This window comes from Streptomyces sp. NPDC099050 (assembly GCF_044759865.1).
In the GTDB taxonomy this organism is placed as follows: domain Bacteria; phylum Actinomycetota; class Actinomycetes; order Streptomycetales; family Streptomycetaceae; genus Streptomyces.
On sequence record NZ_JBIWAE010000037.1, the window covers coordinates 42,505 to 59,308 of the forward strand.

17 protein-coding genes are annotated in these 16,804 nt (G+C 70.6%); 9 read left to right on the forward strand and 8 right to left on the reverse strand.

Annotation, left to right across the window (positions count from 1 at the left end):
- Nucleotides 1–93: 93 nt before the first annotated feature.
- Both ACIQV3_RS37430 and katG read right to left on the reverse strand, forming a co-directional pair.
- Nucleotides 94–444 (reverse strand): hypothetical protein, encoded by a 351-nt coding sequence (locus tag ACIQV3_RS37430; RefSeq protein ID WP_403720893.1) that lies wholly within the window; start codon nt 442–444, stop codon nt 94–96.
- Between the two features lie 522 nt (nt 445–966).
- The gene (katG, locus tag ACIQV3_RS37435; RefSeq protein ID WP_403720895.1) at nt 967–3,198 is read right to left on the reverse strand and encodes a catalase/peroxidase HPI; all 2,232 of its coding nucleotides are present in this window, start codon (nt 3,196–3,198) and stop codon (nt 967–969) included.
- Nucleotides 3,199–3,589: 391 nt separating this feature from the next.
- Between katG and ACIQV3_RS37440 the strand changes: the two genes are divergently transcribed.
- Nucleotides 3,590–4,000, forward strand: a complete 411-nt coding sequence (locus ACIQV3_RS37440; protein WP_403720897.1) for a Fur family transcriptional regulator — start codon at nt 3,590–3,592, stop codon at nt 3,998–4,000.
- A 99-nt stretch (nt 4,001–4,099) separates the two neighbouring features.
- On the opposite strand, the gene ACIQV3_RS37445 is transcribed toward ACIQV3_RS37440, so the two are convergent.
- A complete protein-coding gene (locus ACIQV3_RS37445; protein WP_403720899.1) occupies nt 4,100–4,555 on the reverse strand; it encodes a MarR family winged helix-turn-helix transcriptional regulator in 456 nt (151 codons plus the stop codon).
- Between the two features lie 93 nt (nt 4,556–4,648).
- Here ACIQV3_RS37445 and ACIQV3_RS37450 point away from each other — a divergent pair, with 93 nt between their 5' ends.
- Nucleotides 4,649–4,981 (forward strand): rhodanese-like domain-containing protein, encoded by a 333-nt coding sequence (locus ACIQV3_RS37450; RefSeq protein WP_403720901.1) that lies wholly within the window; start codon nt 4,649–4,651, stop codon nt 4,979–4,981.
- A 38-nt stretch (nt 4,982–5,019) separates the two neighbouring features.
- Entirely contained in the window at nt 5,020–5,598 is a 579-nt protein-coding gene (locus tag ACIQV3_RS37455) for a YceI family protein (RefSeq protein ID WP_403720903.1), read from the forward strand.
- A 78-nt stretch (nt 5,599–5,676) separates the two neighbouring features.
- Here ACIQV3_RS37455 and ACIQV3_RS37460 read toward each other — a convergent pair whose 3' ends face one another.
- Complete coding sequence (locus ACIQV3_RS37460) at nt 5,677–6,264, reverse strand: TetR/AcrR family transcriptional regulator (protein WP_403720904.1); 588 nt, start codon at nt 6,262–6,264, stop codon at nt 5,677–5,679.
- 382 nt (nt 6,265–6,646) lie between these two features.
- On the opposite strand from ACIQV3_RS37460, the gene ACIQV3_RS37465 reads away from it, so the two are divergent.
- Genes ACIQV3_RS37465 through ACIQV3_RS37490 form a run of 6 tightly spaced genes read left to right on the forward strand, consistent with a single transcriptional unit; the run spans nt 6,647 to nt 12,017 of the window.
- Complete coding sequence (locus ACIQV3_RS37465) at nt 6,647–7,831, forward strand: aminotransferase class I/II-fold pyridoxal phosphate-dependent enzyme (protein WP_403720907.1); 1,185 nt, start codon at nt 6,647–6,649, stop codon at nt 7,829–7,831.
- Nucleotides 7,821–8,333, forward strand: coding sequence for a DUF6190 family protein (locus ACIQV3_RS37470; RefSeq protein WP_403720909.1), 513 nt, complete (start codon nt 7,821–7,823; stop codon nt 8,331–8,333). The genes ACIQV3_RS37465 and ACIQV3_RS37470 overlap by 11 nt, the downstream gene beginning before the upstream one ends.
- A 10-nt stretch (nt 8,334–8,343) precedes the next feature.
- Nucleotides 8,344–9,123: a dihydrodipicolinate synthase family protein gene (locus ACIQV3_RS37475; RefSeq protein WP_403720912.1), complete on the forward strand. Its 780-nt coding sequence runs from the start codon at nt 8,344–8,346 to the stop codon at nt 9,121–9,123.
- Complete coding sequence (locus ACIQV3_RS37480) at nt 9,117–9,956, forward strand: iron-containing redox enzyme family protein (protein ID WP_403720915.1); 840 nt, start codon at nt 9,117–9,119, stop codon at nt 9,954–9,956. Before ACIQV3_RS37475 ends, ACIQV3_RS37480 begins: the two co-directional genes overlap by 7 nt.
- Complete coding sequence (locus ACIQV3_RS37485; protein WP_403720917.1) at nt 9,953–11,257, forward strand: methyltransferase domain-containing protein; 1,305 nt, start codon at nt 9,953–9,955, stop codon at nt 11,255–11,257. The genes ACIQV3_RS37480 and ACIQV3_RS37485 overlap by 4 nt, the downstream gene beginning before the upstream one ends.
- Before the next feature lie 4 nt (nt 11,258–11,261).
- Nucleotides 11,262–12,017 (forward strand): DsbA family protein, encoded by a 756-nt coding sequence (locus ACIQV3_RS37490; protein WP_403720919.1) that lies wholly within the window; start codon nt 11,262–11,264, stop codon nt 12,015–12,017.
- A gap of 73 nt (nt 12,018–12,090) precedes the next feature.
- Here ACIQV3_RS37490 and ACIQV3_RS37495 read toward each other — a convergent pair whose 3' ends face one another.
- The 4 genes from ACIQV3_RS37495 to ACIQV3_RS37510 form a co-directional block, all read right to left on the reverse strand.
- Complete coding sequence (locus ACIQV3_RS37495) at nt 12,091–12,987, reverse strand: geranyl diphosphate 2-C-methyltransferase (RefSeq protein WP_403720923.1); 897 nt, start codon at nt 12,985–12,987, stop codon at nt 12,091–12,093.
- A 14-nt stretch (nt 12,988–13,001) separates the two neighbouring features.
- The gene (locus ACIQV3_RS37500; protein WP_403720926.1) at nt 13,002–14,255 is read right to left on the reverse strand and encodes a family 2 encapsulin nanocompartment cargo protein terpene cyclase; all 1,254 of its coding nucleotides are present in this window, start codon (nt 14,253–14,255) and stop codon (nt 13,002–13,004) included.
- 97 nt (nt 14,256–14,352) lie between these two features.
- The gene (locus ACIQV3_RS37505; protein ID WP_403720929.1) at nt 14,353–15,765 is read right to left on the reverse strand and encodes a family 2B encapsulin nanocompartment shell protein; all 1,413 of its coding nucleotides are present in this window, start codon (nt 15,763–15,765) and stop codon (nt 14,353–14,355) included.
- 202 nt (nt 15,766–15,967) lie between these two features.
- On the reverse strand, nt 15,968–16,600 hold the full coding sequence (locus ACIQV3_RS37510; RefSeq protein ID WP_403720936.1) for a pyridoxamine 5'-phosphate oxidase family protein: 633 nt from the start codon (nt 16,598–16,600) through the stop codon (nt 15,968–15,970).
- Nucleotides 16,601–16,804 lie beyond the last annotated feature (204 nt).

Sequence of the window (16,804 nt, forward strand, 5' to 3'; positions counted from 1 at the left end):
TGCGCGGAAGGAGAGGACACCGCCCCAGCATGCCGTGTCGGCCGCCGGGGCCCGGCGGCCGGTCCGTCGGTGGAGGTCCGCCGACGGGATCCGTCAGTGGATGACGGTGAAGCTGCGCCAGGGCAGGGCCTCGGGTGCGGTGACGTTCGAGAGGGTCGTGGCCACGTAGGTGCCGTCGCCCCGGTCGAGCTTGCGGCAGTCTTCCGTCCGGTACAGGACCACGTCCACGAGGGTGTTGTTCTCCACGTGCGTCGCCCCCTTCGGCAGGGCGATCCGGTGGCAGCCCTTGACCGAGGTGTTGATGTAGCTCACCTCGACCGGCGAGTCGTGGCCGCGGAACTCGAGCATCCCGACGGTGCTCCGGCCCAGGCCCGAGCAGGCGGTGGCCGTCAGCAGCAGCGCTGCCGTTCCCGCGATGATGCTGATACGCCTGCTGTGGGACATGGCGCGGTCCTCGTCTGTGCGGTGGTGGCGGTCCTACGCACAGACTGCCCCGGCGCGGCGCGCGCGGCTCCCGCTGCTCGGCCGTCCGGGTGAACGCGGCCCGCGGCGCGGCGCACTCACCCGGGCGCCCGGGTGCCCGGCTCCCCGGGGAACGGCTCAGGCGCGGGCCAGTGCGGCGGTGACGAAACGTGCGGCGCGGTCCAGGGCCGCGTCGGCCTCGTCCAGCACGCGGCACGATGGTCAGGGCGGGACGCCCGCCGAGGACGGAGGGGGTGACGACCACCCCGGCCGGAGCCGGGCCGCGAACGGCTGGCCGCCGCCACGCCCACGTTCGAGGACGGCCTGCGCTCCTGGCTCACCGGGCCGCTGACGGCCGGCTCGCTGGAGCGGTTCGCCGCCACTCTCGCCCTGCTGCGCGGCACGCTGCAGGACGCCTCGGCGGGAACGCCCGCCGGCTGAGCCGTGAAAGAACGGCCCGGGCCGGCCGCGGGGTGCGCGGCCGGCCCGGGCCGGATGCCGGGGTCAGACGAGGTCGAACCGGTCCAGGTTCATCACCTTGTCCCAGGCGGCGACGAAGTCCTTGACGAACTTCTCCTTCGCGTCGTCGCTCGCGTAGACCTCCGCGAGCGCGCGCAGCTCGGAGTTCGAGCCGAAGACCAGGTCGACCCGGCTGCCGGTCCACTTGACCTTGCCCGTGGCGTCGTCACGGGCCTCGAAGGTGTTGGCGTCCTCGGAGGTCGGCTTCCAGGTCGTCCCCAGGTCGAGCAGGTTGACGAAGAAGTCGTTGGTGAGGGACCCGGGGGTCGCGGTGAGGACGCCGAGCGGCGACTGCTGGTGGTTCGCCCCGAGTACCCGCAGGCCGCCCACCAGGACGGTCGTCTCGGGGGCGCTGAGGTTCAGCAGGTTCGCCTTGTCGAGCAGCAGGTACTCGGCCGGCAGGCGGTTGCCCTTCCCGAGGTAGTTGCGGAACCCGTCGGCGAGCGGCTCCAGCGCGGCGAAGGACTCCACGTCGGTCTGTTCCTGCGAGGCGTCCACGCGTCCCGGAGCGAACGGCACCCGGATCTCGACACCGGCGTCCTTGGCGGCCTGCTCGACGCCCGCGCCGCCCGCGAGGACGATCAGGTCGGCCAGCGAGACCTCCTTGCCGCCGGTCTGAGCCGAGTTGAAGGACTCCCGGATCCCCTCCAGCGTGCGCAGTACGGTGGCCAGCTCGTCGGGGTTGTTCACCTCCCACCCGCTCTGCGGCTGGAGGCGGATGCGCGCGCCGTTGGCGCCGCCGCGCTTGTCGCTGCCGCGGAAGGAGGAGGCCGCGGCCCAGGCGGTGGAGACGAGCTGGGACACCGTCAGGTCCGAGGCGAGGACCTTGGCCTTGAGGGCGGCGACGTCGGCGTCGTCGACGAGGGAGTGGGTCACCGCGGGGAGCGGGTCCTGCCACAGCAGGACCTCGGAGGGGACCTCGGGGCCGAGGTAGCGGACGATCGGGCCCATGTCGCGGTGGGTGAGCTTGTACCAGGCGCGGGCGAAGGCGTCGGCGAACTCGGCCGGGTTCTCGTGGAAACGCCGCGAGATCTGCTCGTAGGCCGGGTCGATGCGCAGCGACAGGTCGGTCGTGAGCATCGTCGGGGCGTGGGTCTTCGACGGGTCGTGCGCGTCGGGTACGGTGCCCGCCCCGGCGCCCGCCTTCGGCCGCCACTGGTGCGCGCCGGCGGGGCTCTTGAACAGCTCCCACTCGTAGCCGAAGAGGATGTCGAAGAAGGTGTTGTCCCAGGCGATCGGGGTGTTCGTCCAGATCCCCTCCAGACCGCTGGTGATGGCGTCGCCGCCCTTGCCGCTGCCGTAGGAGTTGGCCCAGCCCAGGCCCTGCGCCTCGATCGGGGCGGCCTCGGGGTCGTCGCCGACGCTCTCCGCCGGACCCGCGCCGTGGGTCTTGCCGAAGGTGTGGCCGCCCGCGATCAGGGCGACGGTCTCCTCGTCGTTCATCGCCATCCGGCGGAAGGTCTCGCGGATGTCGCGCGCCGCGGCGAGCGGGTCCGGGGTGCCGTTGGGGCCCTCCGGGTTGACGTAGATGAGGCCCATCTGGACGGCGCCGAGCGGGTTCTCCAGCTCGCGGTCGCCGGTGTAGCGCTCGTCGTCGAGCCAGGTGCTCTCGGGACCCCAGTAGACGTCCTCGTCCGGCTCCCAGACGTCAGCGCGGCCGCCGGCGAAGCCGAAGGTCTCGAAGCCCATCGCCTCCAGCGCGACGTTGCCGGTGAGGATCATGAGGTCGGCCCAGGAGAGGCTCTGGCCGTACTTCTTCTTGACCGGCCACAGCAGGCGGCGCGCCTTGTCGAGGTTGCCGTTGTCCGGCCAGCTGTTGAGGGGGGCGAACCGCTGCTGGCCGGCTCCGGCGCCGCCGCGGCCGTCGCTGATCCGGTAGGTGCCGGCGCTGTGCCACGCCATGCGGATCATGAACGGGCCGTAGTGGCCGAAATCGGCGGGCCACCAGTCCTGCGAGGTGGTCAGCACCTCGGCGATGTCCCGCTTGACCGCCGGGAGGTCGAGCGTGCCGAACGCCGCGGCGTAGTCGAACTCCTCACCGAGGGGATTGGCCACGGCGGGGTTCTTGGCGAGGATCTTCAGGTTCAGCCGATCCGGCCACCACTGGCGGTTTCCGCCGCCCTGGGTCGGGTGCGGGGCCCGCTCGTGCGCGACCGGGCAGCCGCCGCCGCCCTCCGCCTTCGCATCGGTGACGATTGCGTCATGGTTCTCAGACATGGGAATCCTTCCGGACCGGACCGGGGGTCACGGTGATCAGGAACTGCATGTGATGGAACATTTCTGGGGCACGGGAACCCGGTGGCGGGCCCCGGTTTCACGGTCGTCCTGACGCCGGGGCGGTCACCGTCGCGGACGGTCTCACGTCCAGTCTCACGCTGCTCCGAACCGTTCCTGTCCCTTGGCTGTCAACGCATCCGATCCTACGATGGACTCAATCCAAGTCAAGAACGACACCAAGCCCGCATCGAGTCGGATCACGGACCACAGGCGGTACATTCCGGGGGTCACGCCGGGCCGCCCCGCCCAACGCGGCCCCTCCGACCGCGGCCCCTCCGAAAGTGGCCCCACCGAACGTGGCCCCTCCGAAGATGAAAAGTGGTGAGCCGATATGAGTGACCTACTGGAGCGGCTGCGCGAGCGCGGCTGGCGGATGACCTCCCAGCGGCGCGTGGTCGCGGAGGTGCTCGATGGCGACCACGTGCACCTCACGGCCGACGAGGTGCACGCCCGCGCCGTGGAACGGCTGCCCGAGATCTCCCGGGCCACCGTCTACAACGCCCTGGGCGAGCTGGTCTCCCTCGGCGAGGTCATGGAGGTCACCACCGACGGCCGCGCCAAACGGTACGACCCCAACGCGCACCACCCGCACCAGCACCTGGTGTGTTCCGGCTGCGGCCTGATCCGCGACGTCCACCCCACCGGCGATCCGCTGGCCGGCCTCGCGGCCGAGGAGCGGTTCGGCTTCACGGTGTCCGGGGTCGAGGTCACCTACCGGGGACTCTGCTCCTCCTGCGCATGAAACGGGCCGGGCCCGCCGCGCGATGCGGCGGGCCCGGCCGATGACGCCCGTACGGGTACCCGCGCACGGTGAACGAGGTGGACGCCGGCCGGCCGGACGTCAGCCCAGCTGGATGTCGGAGTCCGGCTGCGCGACCTTGAACAGCGCCCGTGCGATCACCGCGGCGTCCTCGTCGGTGAGGTGCGCGGAGAAGTGCTTCTGGATGCTGCGCATGTAGACCGGGGCCGTCGCCCGGTGGGCCTCGGCACCCGCCGGGGTGATCACCGCCCAGGAGGACCGCTTGTCATGCGGGTCCGGCAGTTTGTCCACGAGGCCGGCGCGCACCATCTCGTCGATCAGGCGGCTGACCCGGGTCCGGCTGAGCACCACCCGGTTGGCCACTTCCTGCATGCGCAGCCCGTGCTTCCCGGCCGCCTTGAGTTCGAGCAGTACGTCGTACCACGTCAAGGGGATCCGGCCGTCGCGCTGCACGTCGCCCTCGATGGCGCGTACGGCGGTGTTGTGCGCGAGGAGCATCGCCCGCCACGCCTCGAGTCGATCATCCCGTTCGGTCACACCGCGATCCTACTCCCATTGCGTGCGCCCGCACATACTTGTTAAGGTGCGTGCGTACGCACTTATTGATCCTTGATTTTCGGAGGCTGGCACATGGCGGTTCAGAACCTCTCCCGCGACGAGGTCAAGCAGAAGCTCGACGGCGGCAGGGCAGCGGTCGTCGAGGCCCTGCCCGAGCAGTACTACAAGGAGGCGCACCTGCCGGGGGCGCTGCTCCTCCCCGTCGACGACGTCGACCAGCTGGCCCCCGGCCTGCTGCCGGACAAGGACGCCGAGGTCATCGTCTACTGCACCGGTACGACCTGCTCCAACTCGGGGATCGCGGCCGAGCGCCTCGCGGAGCTCGGCTACTCGAAGGTCTTCACCTACAAGGACGGCAAGGAGGACTGGATCGGGGGCGGGCTCCCGACCGAGTCCGGCGTCTGAGCGGCAGCACGCCCACACACGAGCAGGAGGAACGGACGATGACCAGTAGCGCGACATCCCCGACCCGCACCGTGGACGGGGTCGAACTCCCGGCCGTGGGCGACTGGAAGGTCGACCCGGGGCACGCCGAGGTCGGCTTCCTCGGCCGGCACTTCATGCTCACGAAGGTGCGCGGCCGGTTCACCGGCGTCGACGCCACCGTCTACATCGGCGAGCGGCCCGAGGACAGCAAGGTCACCGCGGTGATCGACATGGCCAGCGTCAACAGCGGAGACAGGGCCCGGGACGACCACCTGCGGTCCGCCGAGTTCTTCGACGTGGCCGAGCACCCCCGGGCCACGTTCACCTCCACGTCGGTGAGCTGGAACGGTACGAGCGGTACGCTCGCCGGCGATCTCACGATCAAGGGGTTCACCCGTCGCGTGGAGCTCGACGTCGACTACCTGGGGCACGCCAAGGACCCGTGGGGCAACGACCGCACGGTCTTCTCGGCCCACGGCAAGATCAACCGTGAGGACTGGGGCCTGACCTGGAACATGGCCCTGGAAACCGGCGGCTTCCTGGTCTCCAAGGAGATCGAGCTCTCGCTGGAGATCGAGGCGGTCAGGGAGGTCTGACGTCCCGCACGCCGACCTGCCGGTCCCGGCACGGCCTCCGCCGTGCCGGGACCACCCCTGCCCGCGGCTCCGTCCCGATCAGGCCTCCAGGACCCGCCGCACCATCTCGCCGAGTGCCCCCCGGATCCGCCCGGGGGTGAAATCGCTGCTGCGCAGCGCCTGTTGGAGGTCCGCGTCGACCATGGCGAGCAGCAGGTGCGAGGTGCCCTGGGCGTCCAGCTCCGGCCGTGCCTCGGCCAGCAGGACGGACAGGTGGCGCTGCCACAGGCAGTAGGAGCCGATCTGGTACCGGACGCCGGGCGCGGTGGTCTCCGAGAGCCGCACCAGCTCCAGGTTCGTGTCGAGCAGGTCCAGATACGTATCGAAGAAGGCGGTGATCCGCGTGCCCGCGTCGGCGCCGGGCCCCAGGGGCGGCGGCCCGAACAGCATCCTGCCCTGGAGCTCGCTCTCCTGGGCGTCGAGCAGGGCCACGGCGAGCCCGGACTTGCTTCCGAACCGGCGGAACAGCGTTCCCTTGCCCACGCCCGCGCGTGCCGCGATGGCGTCGAGGGACACGTTCTCGACGCCGTGCTCCCCGAAGAGTTCGGCGGCGACCGCCAGGATGCGGTCACGGTTTCGCGCCGCGTCCGCCCGCTCGCGGACCGGCTTCCGGATGAGTTCGGTCACTTCAGGTGACCCTCTGGTCATGCGGTGTCTTCGTCCGTGACGTCGTAGGTCCGTCGGTCGTCGCGAGTGTACCCATCTCGGACATCACCTGCGCCTGGCGGGCGACGAGCACACCTAACCCCCAACTGCCGTTCTTCGCCGTTCGTTTGCTTGCCCGCGTGAACACGATGTGTCAGGGTCGTTGCCGAAACGGACCGCAGTCCGCTTACGGGGGACCACCATGACACAGCTCAAGGGCCGCCGCACTGCGTTCCCTTCAGGAGCCGGCCGCCCACGGGAGAGTTCCGTCAGCCCGAGCGGCAGCTGATCCCGCCCACCGCGAGCACAGCCCGCCCGAGCGCGCACCACTCCCCCTGGCACGCCCGCCCCGACCGGAGGAAGCATGACCACGCATCCCAGCCCGACCAGCCCGGACAACCAGCTCCTCGACCTGACCCAGCACGAGATCCAGGCGCTGCGCACCAGGTTCAACCTCGCCGACGCCCACACCCACCAGCAGCAGTCGGACAGCCAGCGCGAGATCGTCGCCCGGCTGCCCGAGCTCTGGTACGAGGCGGAGCGCGGCCTGCAGGCGACAGCCGAGGAGCGTTTCATCGAGGCCTTCTTCACCCTGCACCGCCAGGACACCGCCCTGGCCAAGAACAAGACCCTGCTCTCGTACGCCGCGTCGATCTCGACGATGGTCGCCGGCATGTACCTCAAGCAGCAGCGCAAGTCGGTCACGCTGGTCGAGCCCTGTTTCGACAACCTCTACGACGTCTTGAACAACATGGGCGTGCCGATGTACCCGATCGAGGAGTCGGCGCTCCACGACCCGGACCGGATCTACTCCGAGCTCAAGCGCCTGGTCCGCACCGACGCCCTGTTCCTCGTCGACCCGAACAACCCCACCGGCTTCACGCTGCTCCAGCACGGCCGCAAGGGCTTCGAAGAGGTGGTCCGGTTCTGCAAGGACCACAACAAGCTGCTGGTCATCGACTTCTGCTTCGCCTCGTTCACGCTCTACGACGAGAAGCTGGCCCGCTTCGACATCTACGAGCTGCTCGAAGGCTCCGGCATCTCCTACCTGGCCATCGAGGACACGGGCAAGACCTGGCCGGTCCAGGACGCCAAGGCGGCCATGATCACGGCCAGCGACGACATCCGCGAGGACGTCTACAACCTGCACACCAGCGTGCTCCTCAACGTCTCGCCCTTCGTGCTCAACATGCTGACCCAGTACGTCCAGGACTCCACCCGCGACCGGCTCGCCTCCGTCCGCGAGGTCCTCACCCAGAACCGCGAGGCCATACGCAAGGCGATCGACGGCACGATCCTGGAGTACCAGGAGCCCGTCGCCGGAGTGAGCGTCGCCTGGGCGCGCATCAACCACCCGGAGCTGACCGCGACCGAACTGCAGCGGCTCCTGGCCGAGGCCGAGGTGTACGTCCTGCCCGGCCGGTTCTTCTACTGGAGCCAGCCCGACCGCGGCGAGGCCTTCGTCCGCTTCGCCCTCGCCCGCGACCCGCAGGTGTTCTCCGACGCCATGGCCCGGATGCGCGAGGTGCTCGACCGCCATGCCCTCTGACACGCACGTCCGTGAGGAGTACGCCGACGCCGCGCTCTTCCTCGGCATGAACGGCGAGGACGAGGACGTACGCCGCGCCTGCAAGGCCTTCTTCGTGGAGCGGCTCGACGGCCGGATCGTCATGAGCCTGGAACAGGTGGGCCGCTGCGACGACATCATCTGGGGCTTCTCCCGCGAACTCCAGGACGCCTACTACCCCTTCATGGACAACCTGCACACCGTGATGGACATCCGGCGGCTCGGCTACGAGGAGGCCGACGTGCTGCGCGCCACCGGCGCGGAGCTGCCCCGGACCCTGCCGGTGCACGAGCGGCTGCTCCTCGGCATGGTCGAGTGCCGCAAGGGACTGCTGCACACGGCCAGCCCGCGCCTCGCGGCCACGACCGGGTTCGCGCTGCGCGCCGTGACCGGCGGCGACGGGCCGGAAGCCCGCTTCCCCGAGCCGCTGGAAAGCCTCTACCAGCAGTCCCTCGCCCTGCGCGTGCCGGCCGAAGCCCTGTGACGGAGGACCGATGATCACCGGATTGACCACCGCGCTCGTCACCCCGGTCGACGCGGCGGGAGAGATCGACGAGAAGAGCACGGCCCGCCTGATCGCGACCGTACGGCCTTACGCGGACGCCCTGCTGCCGGCACTGAGCACCGGCGAGGGGGGCTCCCTGTCGGACCGTCAGTGGCGGGACGCGCTGACCGCCGCCGTCCGGTACGCCGGCGGATTGCCGGTCCTCGCCGGCATCCTGCGGCCCACCACGGCCGGGGCCCTGGACCTCGCCCGCGGCGCGGCCGGGCTCGGCGCCGCCGCGGTCGTGGTCACCACCCCGTACGGGGCGGACGTGACCCAGGAGGAGATGTTCCGCCACTTCGAGGCCGTGGCCGCAGCCGGACTCCCCGTGATCGTCTACCACGAGTCGGCCGTCTCCGGGAACGTCCTCGAACTCGGCACCCTGCTGCGCGTCTGCGCCCTGCCGGGGGTGGCCGGGGTCAAGGACTCCGCCGGGGAACCCGAGTTCACCCGCGCGCTGATCGCCGCCGGCCCGGGCGTACCCGTGGCCCAGGGGCTCGAACACCTGCTGCTGGAGTCCGGCCCCGTCGACGGCTGGGTCGTCGCGCTGGCCAACGTCGAACCGGAGCTCTGCAAGGCCCTGTTGACCGACCGCGGCGAGGGGCGGGCGGCGCAGCTGCACGCCGCGTACGCACGGTACGGACTGGACCGGGACGACTGGTACCGCTCGCTGAAGACCGAACTGCTACGGCGCTCCGTGATCGAGACCGACCGGGAGGTCCCGTGCTGAACGTGACACCGAAGCCCGCCGACAGCCCGCACAAACGGCTGTTCCTCCACAACCGCGCCCTCCAGAGCTCCACGGTGCTGGCCCGGATCGAGGATCTGGAGGCGGCCTGGATCGATCCCCTCGTCGAGGACCTCACCGACCGCACTCCGCCGCTCGCCGGCCGCGCCGAGTGGAAGGAGCGGCTCGCCGGACTGCTGGCCCTGGAGCGCACGGGCAGCCCGGCCGGAAGCTATCTCGCCGAGAAGGCCACCCGGGCACAGTTCGCCCACGTGGTGCGGGAGTTCGCGCTCGACGGACTGACCGAGGCGCAGAACTTCTTCCCGGCGATACCCCGGCTGCCGATCCGCGCGCAGATGGCCGTGATGCGGGTGCTCATCGACGAGTTCGGCTGCGGCAACCTCCAGCAGACCCACTCCAAGCTCTACCTCGACCTGCTCGCCGAACTGGGTCTCCCCCAGGAGCTGGAGAGCTTCCTCGACACCACCGGCGACGAGACGTACGCGTTCCTCAACGTCTTCTACTGGCTCACCCAGCGCGCCGCGGACGTCGAGTACTTCCTCGGCGCACTCGCCTACCTGGAGGCGAGCATCCCCGACGCCTTCACGGTGCAGGCCCGCGCCTGCGCCCGGCTCGGGATCGCGCGGGGCGGGTACTACACCGAGCACCTGCACATCGACACCTTCCACATGCGGGAGATGCAGACCGCGATCAAGGAGTACGAAGCGGCGCGCGGTCTCGACGCGACGAAGCTGTGGATCGGGGCGCGGCTGCTGTCCGGACTGATCGGGGGCGCCTTCGACGCCGCCGTCGAGCGTGCGCGGGAGGTGGCATGAGCGACGCCGTGCTGGAAGAGCTGCCGGGCGACCGGGTACGGGTCCGCGTCGCGGGCCGGGAGTTCGTGATCGACGCCGCCTGTACGCACCGGCTCGGCCGGCTCGTGCACGGACAGGTCAACGCGCGCACCCTGCGCATCACGTGCCCGCTGCACGGCACCGGCTTCGACCTCGCCACCGGCTGCCCGGTGGCCGGCCCGTCCGCGGATCCGCTGACGGTGCACCACACGGGCGTGCTCGGGCAGCTGTACGCGCAGCAGGACGTCTGGCTGCCCGCCTCCGAGCGGCTCCTCGAATGGGACGACGGCTTCCACGACCTGATGCTGGGCGACCGGCTGCGCATGGCCGCGTACAAGGCGGCGATCACCGAGGCCGTGCGGCCCGGCGCCACCGTCCTGGACCTGGGCACCGGTACCGGCATCCTGGCCCAGTGGGCTCTGGAGGCGGGAGCGGCCCGGGTCTACGGCATCGACCTCAACGAGAACATCCTCCGAACCGCGGCGCGGCGGCTCACCGAAGCCGGGTTCGGGAGCCGTTTCCATCCGCTGCGCGGGTTCTCCTTCGGCATCGAGCTGCCCGAGCGGGTGGACCTGATCATCTCCGAGATCATGGGCAACCTCGCCGACAACGAGAACTGCGTCGCGATCCTGGACGACGCCCGCAGCCGCTTCCTGCGGCCGGGCGGCGCGATGCTTCCGGTGGCCGTGGAGAGCTATCTCGTACCGGTCACCGCGGAGGCGGCGCACGGAGCGGTGCGCGACGGATCGCCGCAGGACGCCGGGGGCCCGGCCGAGTTCGCCGAGCTGCTGAAGGGCCGCGGGGCACGGGACGCCTTCGACCTCTACTACGACGCGATCATCCCGGTCGGCGGCCAGCTCTCGGCACCGCGGGTCGTGCGCCGGTACGCCTTCGAGGGGGCGCACGGCGCGCACGAGACCTCGTACGAGGTTCCGCTCGTGTACACCGTCCAGCGGGCGGGGCTGTTCACCGGCTTCAAGGGCTACTTCGTGGCCACCCTCTCGGACACGGTGGCCCTGGACATCTCCGGTGACGAGGTGGCGGCGGACGATCCGCGGGCCCGTACGACCTCGGACAGCTGGAAGCACGCCTACCTGCCGGTCCGGGACGCCGTGCCGGTACGGCCGGGCGACCGGATCGCGCTCACCTTTTCCAGGCGGCACCCGGCCGACACCGGATCCGGATCCTTCGGGCAGGTCTACGGCTGGGAGGGCTCGGTCGTCTCCGGGGACGTCACCGTGGCCCGGTTCGCGCACAGCACCCGGCCCGACCAGGAAGGCTGAACCCGTGACCACGACGACCGCAGCGAGCCCGGCGACCACGGCCGGCACGGCGGGCGGCCCGCTCGCCGACCCGCGGCTGCCCGCGACGCCCGACACGATCAGTGTCTACACCGATCTGAACTGCTCCTTCGCCCACGTGGCCGTGCACCGGCTGCACGAGACCCGGCGCGAGCTGGGCCTGGAGGGACGGATCTGGTTCGACTTCCGGGCCTTCCCCCTGGAACTGTTCAACCGGGAGGTCAACGCCCGCCCCGGCGTCGACTCCGAGATCTCGGTGCTCGGCGCGCTCGAACCGGAGGCCGGCTGGCGGCTGTGGCAAGGGCCCGACTGGACCTACCCGGTCACCACCCTGCCCGCGCTCGAAGCGGTGCACGCGGCCAAGTCCGAGTCCATGGAGGCCAGCGAACGGCTCGACCGCGCGCTGCGCCGGGCCTTCTGGGCGGAGGGCCGCTGCATCTCGATGCGCCACGTCATCCTGGACGTGGCCGCCGGGACGGGCGCCGTCGAAGTGGACGGACTCGCGCACGCCCTGGACACCGGCTCGGCGCGGGCCGCCGTGACGGCCCAGTACGAGTCGGCGCGCGAGGGCCGGGTCAACTGCAGCCCGCACGTGTTCCTCCACGACGGCACCGGCATGGCCAATCCCGGCATCGAGGCGCGCTGGGTGAACGGCGACTTCGGCGAGGGCTTCCCCGTGATCGACCGGGACCGTCCGCAGGTGTACGCGGAACTCCTCGCGCACGCCGCCCGGCTGCTCTGAGGCCGCGCCCGGGTCCGGGCCCGCCGGGGGCGGGCCCGGACCCGGGCGGTGTGGTCGGACGCGGTCGGTGTCGTCAGACGCGGTCGGCCGCGATCAGGACGTACTGGAAGGAGCCGTCCTTGTAGGACTCGATGAACGCCTCCTCGATGCCGGTGACCAGCGAGGACGTGGCCCGCAGCTCCCAGTAGGGCAGGGTCGCGGGGGTCAGGTCGATGACGGCCTGCGGTACGAGGCGGTTGTCCGCCATGGAACGCAGGTACTCCCGGCGGGAGTGGATGTTGCACTCGAAGTGGGCGTTGATCTGGGAGACCCACTTCGAGGGCTGGCCGTACCGCGGGTTCCAGCAGCCGGTGATGGTCACGTACCGGCCGCCGACCTTCAGGACGCGGGAGTGTTCGGCGAAGAGGTCGTCCAGGTCGACGTACATGCTCGACTCGTTGTTCCAGGACGCCGCGGCCTGCCCGGTCTCGAAGGGCGTGCCGAGCATGTTGCAGACACGGGCCCGCACGTGGTCCTCGATGCCGAGCTCGCGGGCGCGCTGGTTGGCGAAGTCGGCCTGCTTCGCGGAGAGGGTGACGCCCTCGACCTTGGCTCCGAAGCGCTGGTGGGCCATCACCATCGAGCCGCCCCGGCCGCAGCCGGCGTCCAGGAGCGTGTCCTCGCGGCCGAGGGGACCGAGGTGGTCCAGGAGGAGTTCGGCCTGCGCGGACTCCAGCCGGTGGAGCTCGGCGACCAGCTTCTTCTCGTACGCGCTGTCGTCGGCGTCGCCGAGGGCGGCGTGGTCGACGTCGCCGATGCCGTAGTGGTGGTGGTACAGGCCGTCCACGTCGCCGAGGCGCAGGTTCACGGGCCTGGCCTCGTTGTTCCAGTAGCGGGCGATGTCCCCCTGGTAGGGGGTCGCCGGACCGGGAATGACCACCGAGGACGCGGTGGTGCCGTTGGAGCTGGTGGTCAGGTCGATGCTGGTCACTAAGAGGTCCGTCCTTACCAGAAGTCGGGCAGGCTGTAGCGATAGGTATTGGTCTGGTGCCAGTAGTGGTTGCCGTCGACCCAGACGGCGACTCCCCGCAGGAAGCGCAGCACGCTGGGGACGGGGCAGGCCGCGGCCAGGGCGGCGGCCTCCGCTTCGAAGGCGTGCATGAGGTCGTTGTGGACCTCGACCGCCTTCAGATAGCCCTCCTTGTCGGAGGTCCCCTCCCGGTCGGCGATCACCACGGGAAGGTTCATGTGCCGCCCCGGAGCGGCGAGTTCCTTGGTGTAGGAGTACAGGTCGTTGACGATGGTGGTGGCGTTCCCGGCGAGTGCGATGACCCGCTGCATGGCTGCCTGGGCGTGCAGATCGGCCGGAAGCTCGTACCCGCCGACGGTGTCGGTGATGGTGGGGCAGGGGCGGAAGTTGTTGAACTGCCGCATGGCCAGGTACTCCCACACCTCGGGGACGTACTCCGTCTGGCTCCAGGCCGCCTCGGCGAGGTACCCCAGGTGCAGCCGGGCCATGTCGTGCCGGTAGCGGTCCGCCTGTGAAGGGGTGGCCTGCCGGAGGAAGTACTCCATGGCGGAGTGGTAGGCGCGCCGGGGCGCGTCCGACCGGAGCGACCGGGCCCACGCGGGCTCGTACTCCTTCGTCGTGTGGAGGGGGTCGATCGCGGTGTGCGCCAGCAGGAGCCGTCCGCCGAGACCGATCGGCGAGCCGCCGTGGTCCTCGCAGTAGCAGTCGTCGACGGCGTTCTCGGCGACCATCAGCCGGGTGGCCACCATCAGGTGCTCGATGGTGGGGGCGTCGGGGTGGCAGGCCACCATGTAGCGCCCGACGTGGAAGCCGTCGAACTGGTTCTCCCAGGCATCGGGGAACAGGTCGACCTCCTCCACCGCCCAGGCCTTGATCCGGCGGCTGACCTCCTCCACCCGTACCGGGTCCGGCTCGGACACGGGGTGGTGGTAGAGGCCCGGGATCGGGTTTCCGGCCGCGGGAGCCGCGGGCTCCGGAGCCGCCGGGGGTGCGGGCGGCGCCTCCCGGCGGGCCGGGTGCAGGCCCGCCGTGCCCAGCCCGCTGGGTCCGCTCAGGAGCCGCCGCAGGGCGGCGCTCGGGGCGGGCGGCGCGGTGGACCGCGAAGGGGCGGCCGGGGCGGGCAGGCCTCCGGATGCGGGGACCTTGACGCTGCCGAGAACGTGGGCCCCGAACGGGGCGGCGGCGCCGGGCAGGCTCGACTGCAGAGGGGAAGGCCCGGGCTCGGGCATCCGTAACTCCTTGAGGTGGGTGGTCCGTCCCGGATCCCGGGCGCGCTCGGCCGGCCCGGGAGGGTCCGGGCCGTCGTCGTACGGGTCCGCCGGCCGGTCAGTCGCTGCGGCGGGCGATCTGGACGTTCTCCAGGACGCCGAGGGCGTCGGGCACCAGGATCGCGGCGGAGTAGTAGGTGGTGACCAGGTAGGAGATGATCGACTTCTCGTCGATGCCCATGAAACGGACCGACAGGCCGGGCTCGTACTCCTCGGGCAGGCCGGTCTGGCGCAGTCCGATGACGCCCTGGTTGTCCTCGCCGGTGCGCATGGCGAGGATGGAGCTGGTGTTCTCCTTGGTGATGGGGATCTTGTTGCAGGGCAGGATCGGTACCCCGCGCCAGGCCGGGACCTGCTGCCCGCCCACGTCCACGTGGTCCGGGTAGAGGCCGCGGGCGTTCATCTCGCGGCCGATCGCCGCGATCGTGCGGGGGTGGGCGAGGAAGAGCTTGGTGCCGCGACGGCGGCAGAGCAGCTCGTCCATGTCGTCCGGGGTGGGCGGGCCGGAGTGGGTCTGGATCCGCTGCTTGAAGGCGGCGTTGTGGAGCAGCCCGAACTCCCGGTTGTTCACCAACTCGTGTTCCTGGCGTTCGCGCAACGCCTCGATGGTGAGCCGGAGTTGCTCCTCGGTCTGGTTCATCGGCCCGTTGTAGAGGTCGGCGACCCGGGTGTGGACCCGCAGGACGGTCTGGGCGATGGAGAGTTCGTACTCGCGCGGCTTCGACTCGTAGTCGACGAAAGTACCGGGCAGTTCGGCCTCGCCGATGTGGCCGGCCGACATCGCGATCTCGGCCTCGCCGTGCTTGTTCTGCCGCTGCAGGGGCAGCGAGCTGAACCGCTGGATGTGCTCCTGGAGGTGCGGCGCCCCGGACACGATGCCGGCGAAGTCGGCGCGGGAGAGCGTGAGCAGGGTGCCGGGGGTCTCGGCGGTGGCCGTGTAGTCCCATCGGGCGTCGGAGTCGAGCAGGGCGTTCTCGCCGAAGCGGTCTCCATCGGCGAGCACCGCGACGGAGATCTCGTCGCCGTACTTGCCGGCGGAGGTCTGACTGACCCGGCCGTGGGCGATCAGGTGGATCTGCTCGGCGGGAGCGCCCCGCTCGACCAGCACCTCGCCGGCACGGAAATCGCGCTGGACGCAGCGGCCGGCGAGCGCCGTCAGCACTTCCTCGTCGTCGAAGCCGCGCAGCAGGGCGAGTTCGCCGAGCTCGCGCGGGATCACCTGGACGCGGGCACCGTCCTGGACGAACTCGATGCTCCCGTCGCCGACGGTGTAGCTCAGCCGGCGGTTCACCCGGTAGGCGCCGCCCTTGGTCTCCACCCAGGGCAGCATCCTCAGCAGCCAGCGGGAGGTGATCTCCTGCATCTGCGGGGCGGACTTGGTCGTCGTGGCAAGGTTGCGGGCGGCCGACGTGCCCAGGCTGGACTGCTTGGGCGGATCCAGCTGTGCTTCCGGGCTGGTGTCAACGGTCATCGGTCGAGCTCTCCTTCATCGGCTTCCTCAGCGGGAAAGCAGGACGAACGCCTGGGCGTCCGTCCAGATCCCGGGGAACCGTAACGGCGGAGATCCCTGAACTACCGTGAAAAAACGTTGCCGTTGCTTCGTTCCAGTGATCCTGTACCCACGGGGTTTGATTGCAGGACCAACGATTTCCAGCCGGGGCCGACCCATCCGGTCAGGTGTACATGTTCTTCTCGTCGTACGACGGCCCGTAGTAGCGCTCCAGCTCCTCCAGGGACTCGTCCGTGCGCTCCAGGCTCTTGGAGATCCTCGCCCGGGAAGGGGCGGCTTCCGGGTTCCAGGTCTCCGGCTTCCACAGGGCGGACCGCACGAAGGCCCTGGAGCAGTGGAAGTAGACCTGTTCCACCTCCACGAGGAGGGCGAGGGCGGGCCGGTGTCCCTGGACGGTCAGCTCGTCGAAGAAGGGCGCGTCGCGCAGCAGCCGGGCCCGGCCGTTGACGCGCAGGGAGTCTCCGCGGCCCGGGATCAGGAAGAGCAGGCCGACGTGGGGGTTGGTGAGGATGTTGCGGAAGCCGTCCGCCCGGCGGTTTCCGGGGCGGTCCGGGATCACGAGGGTGCTGTCGTCCAGGACCTTGGCGAAGCCGGCCGGGTCGCCCTTGGGCGAGACGTCGCAGGTGCCGTCCGCGCCGGAAGTGGAGATCAGACAGAACGGGGAGGCCTCGAGCCACCGCGCGTGGTGCTCGTGGAGGGTCCGCCGTTCCTTGCCCAGGGCCACCGCGCTCGGGTCGCCGACGAGCTCGTGCAGTTCCCCCTCGGTCGTGATCTCCTCGAACGCCCCTGTGTCCACAGCCACTGTCCCGCCCCCGCCGGCTCCTCCGCGGCCGCCCCTGCGGCCCTGCGGCGACTATGCCACTGGTTTCGCGTACGAGGGAGTACCCCGCCCGAGCAGCGGTCTTCGTGACTCCTCCCCCTCATAAATGAGGGGGCTTCTCGCTATGCCGGGTTGGCGTCGCGACGGACCAGCCCGGCCCGTAGAACGTTGAGTGCCCCT

Bases quoted from the DNA above. Each gene is read 5' to 3' on its own strand.
- ACIQV3_RS37475 (WP_403720912.1), top strand. From the start codon at position 8,344: ATGATCACCGGATTGACCACCGCGCTCGTCACCCCGGTCGACGCGGCG.
- ACIQV3_RS37470 (WP_403720909.1), top strand. From the start codon at position 7,821: ATGCCCTCTGACACGCACGTCCGTGAGGAGTACGCCGACGCCGCGCTC.
- ACIQV3_RS37500 (WP_403720926.1), bottom strand. From the start codon at position 14,255: ATGCCCGAGCCCGGGCCTTCCCCTCTGCAGTCGAGCCTGCCCGGCGCC.
- katG (WP_403720895.1), bottom strand. From the start codon at position 3,198: ATGTCTGAGAACCATGACGCAATCGTCACCGATGCGAAGGCGGAGGGC.
- ACIQV3_RS37485 (WP_403720917.1), top strand. From the start codon at position 9,953: ATGAGCGACGCCGTGCTGGAAGAGCTGCCGGGCGACCGGGTACGGGTC.
- ACIQV3_RS37450 (WP_403720901.1), top strand. From the start codon at position 4,649: ATGGCGGTTCAGAACCTCTCCCGCGACGAGGTCAAGCAGAAGCTCGAC.
- ACIQV3_RS37440 (WP_403720897.1), top strand. From the start codon at position 3,590: ATGAGTGACCTACTGGAGCGGCTGCGCGAGCGCGGCTGGCGGATGACC.
- ACIQV3_RS37505 (WP_403720929.1), bottom strand. From the start codon at position 15,765: ATGACCGTTGACACCAGCCCGGAAGCACAGCTGGATCCGCCCAAGCAG.
- ACIQV3_RS37465 (WP_403720907.1), top strand. From the start codon at position 6,647: ATGACCACGCATCCCAGCCCGACCAGCCCGGACAACCAGCTCCTCGAC.
- ACIQV3_RS37455 (WP_403720903.1), top strand. From the start codon at position 5,020: ATGACCAGTAGCGCGACATCCCCGACCCGCACCGTGGACGGGGTCGAA.
- ACIQV3_RS37430 (WP_403720893.1), bottom strand. From the start codon at position 444: ATGTCCCACAGCAGGCGTATCAGCATCATCGCGGGAACGGCAGCGCTG.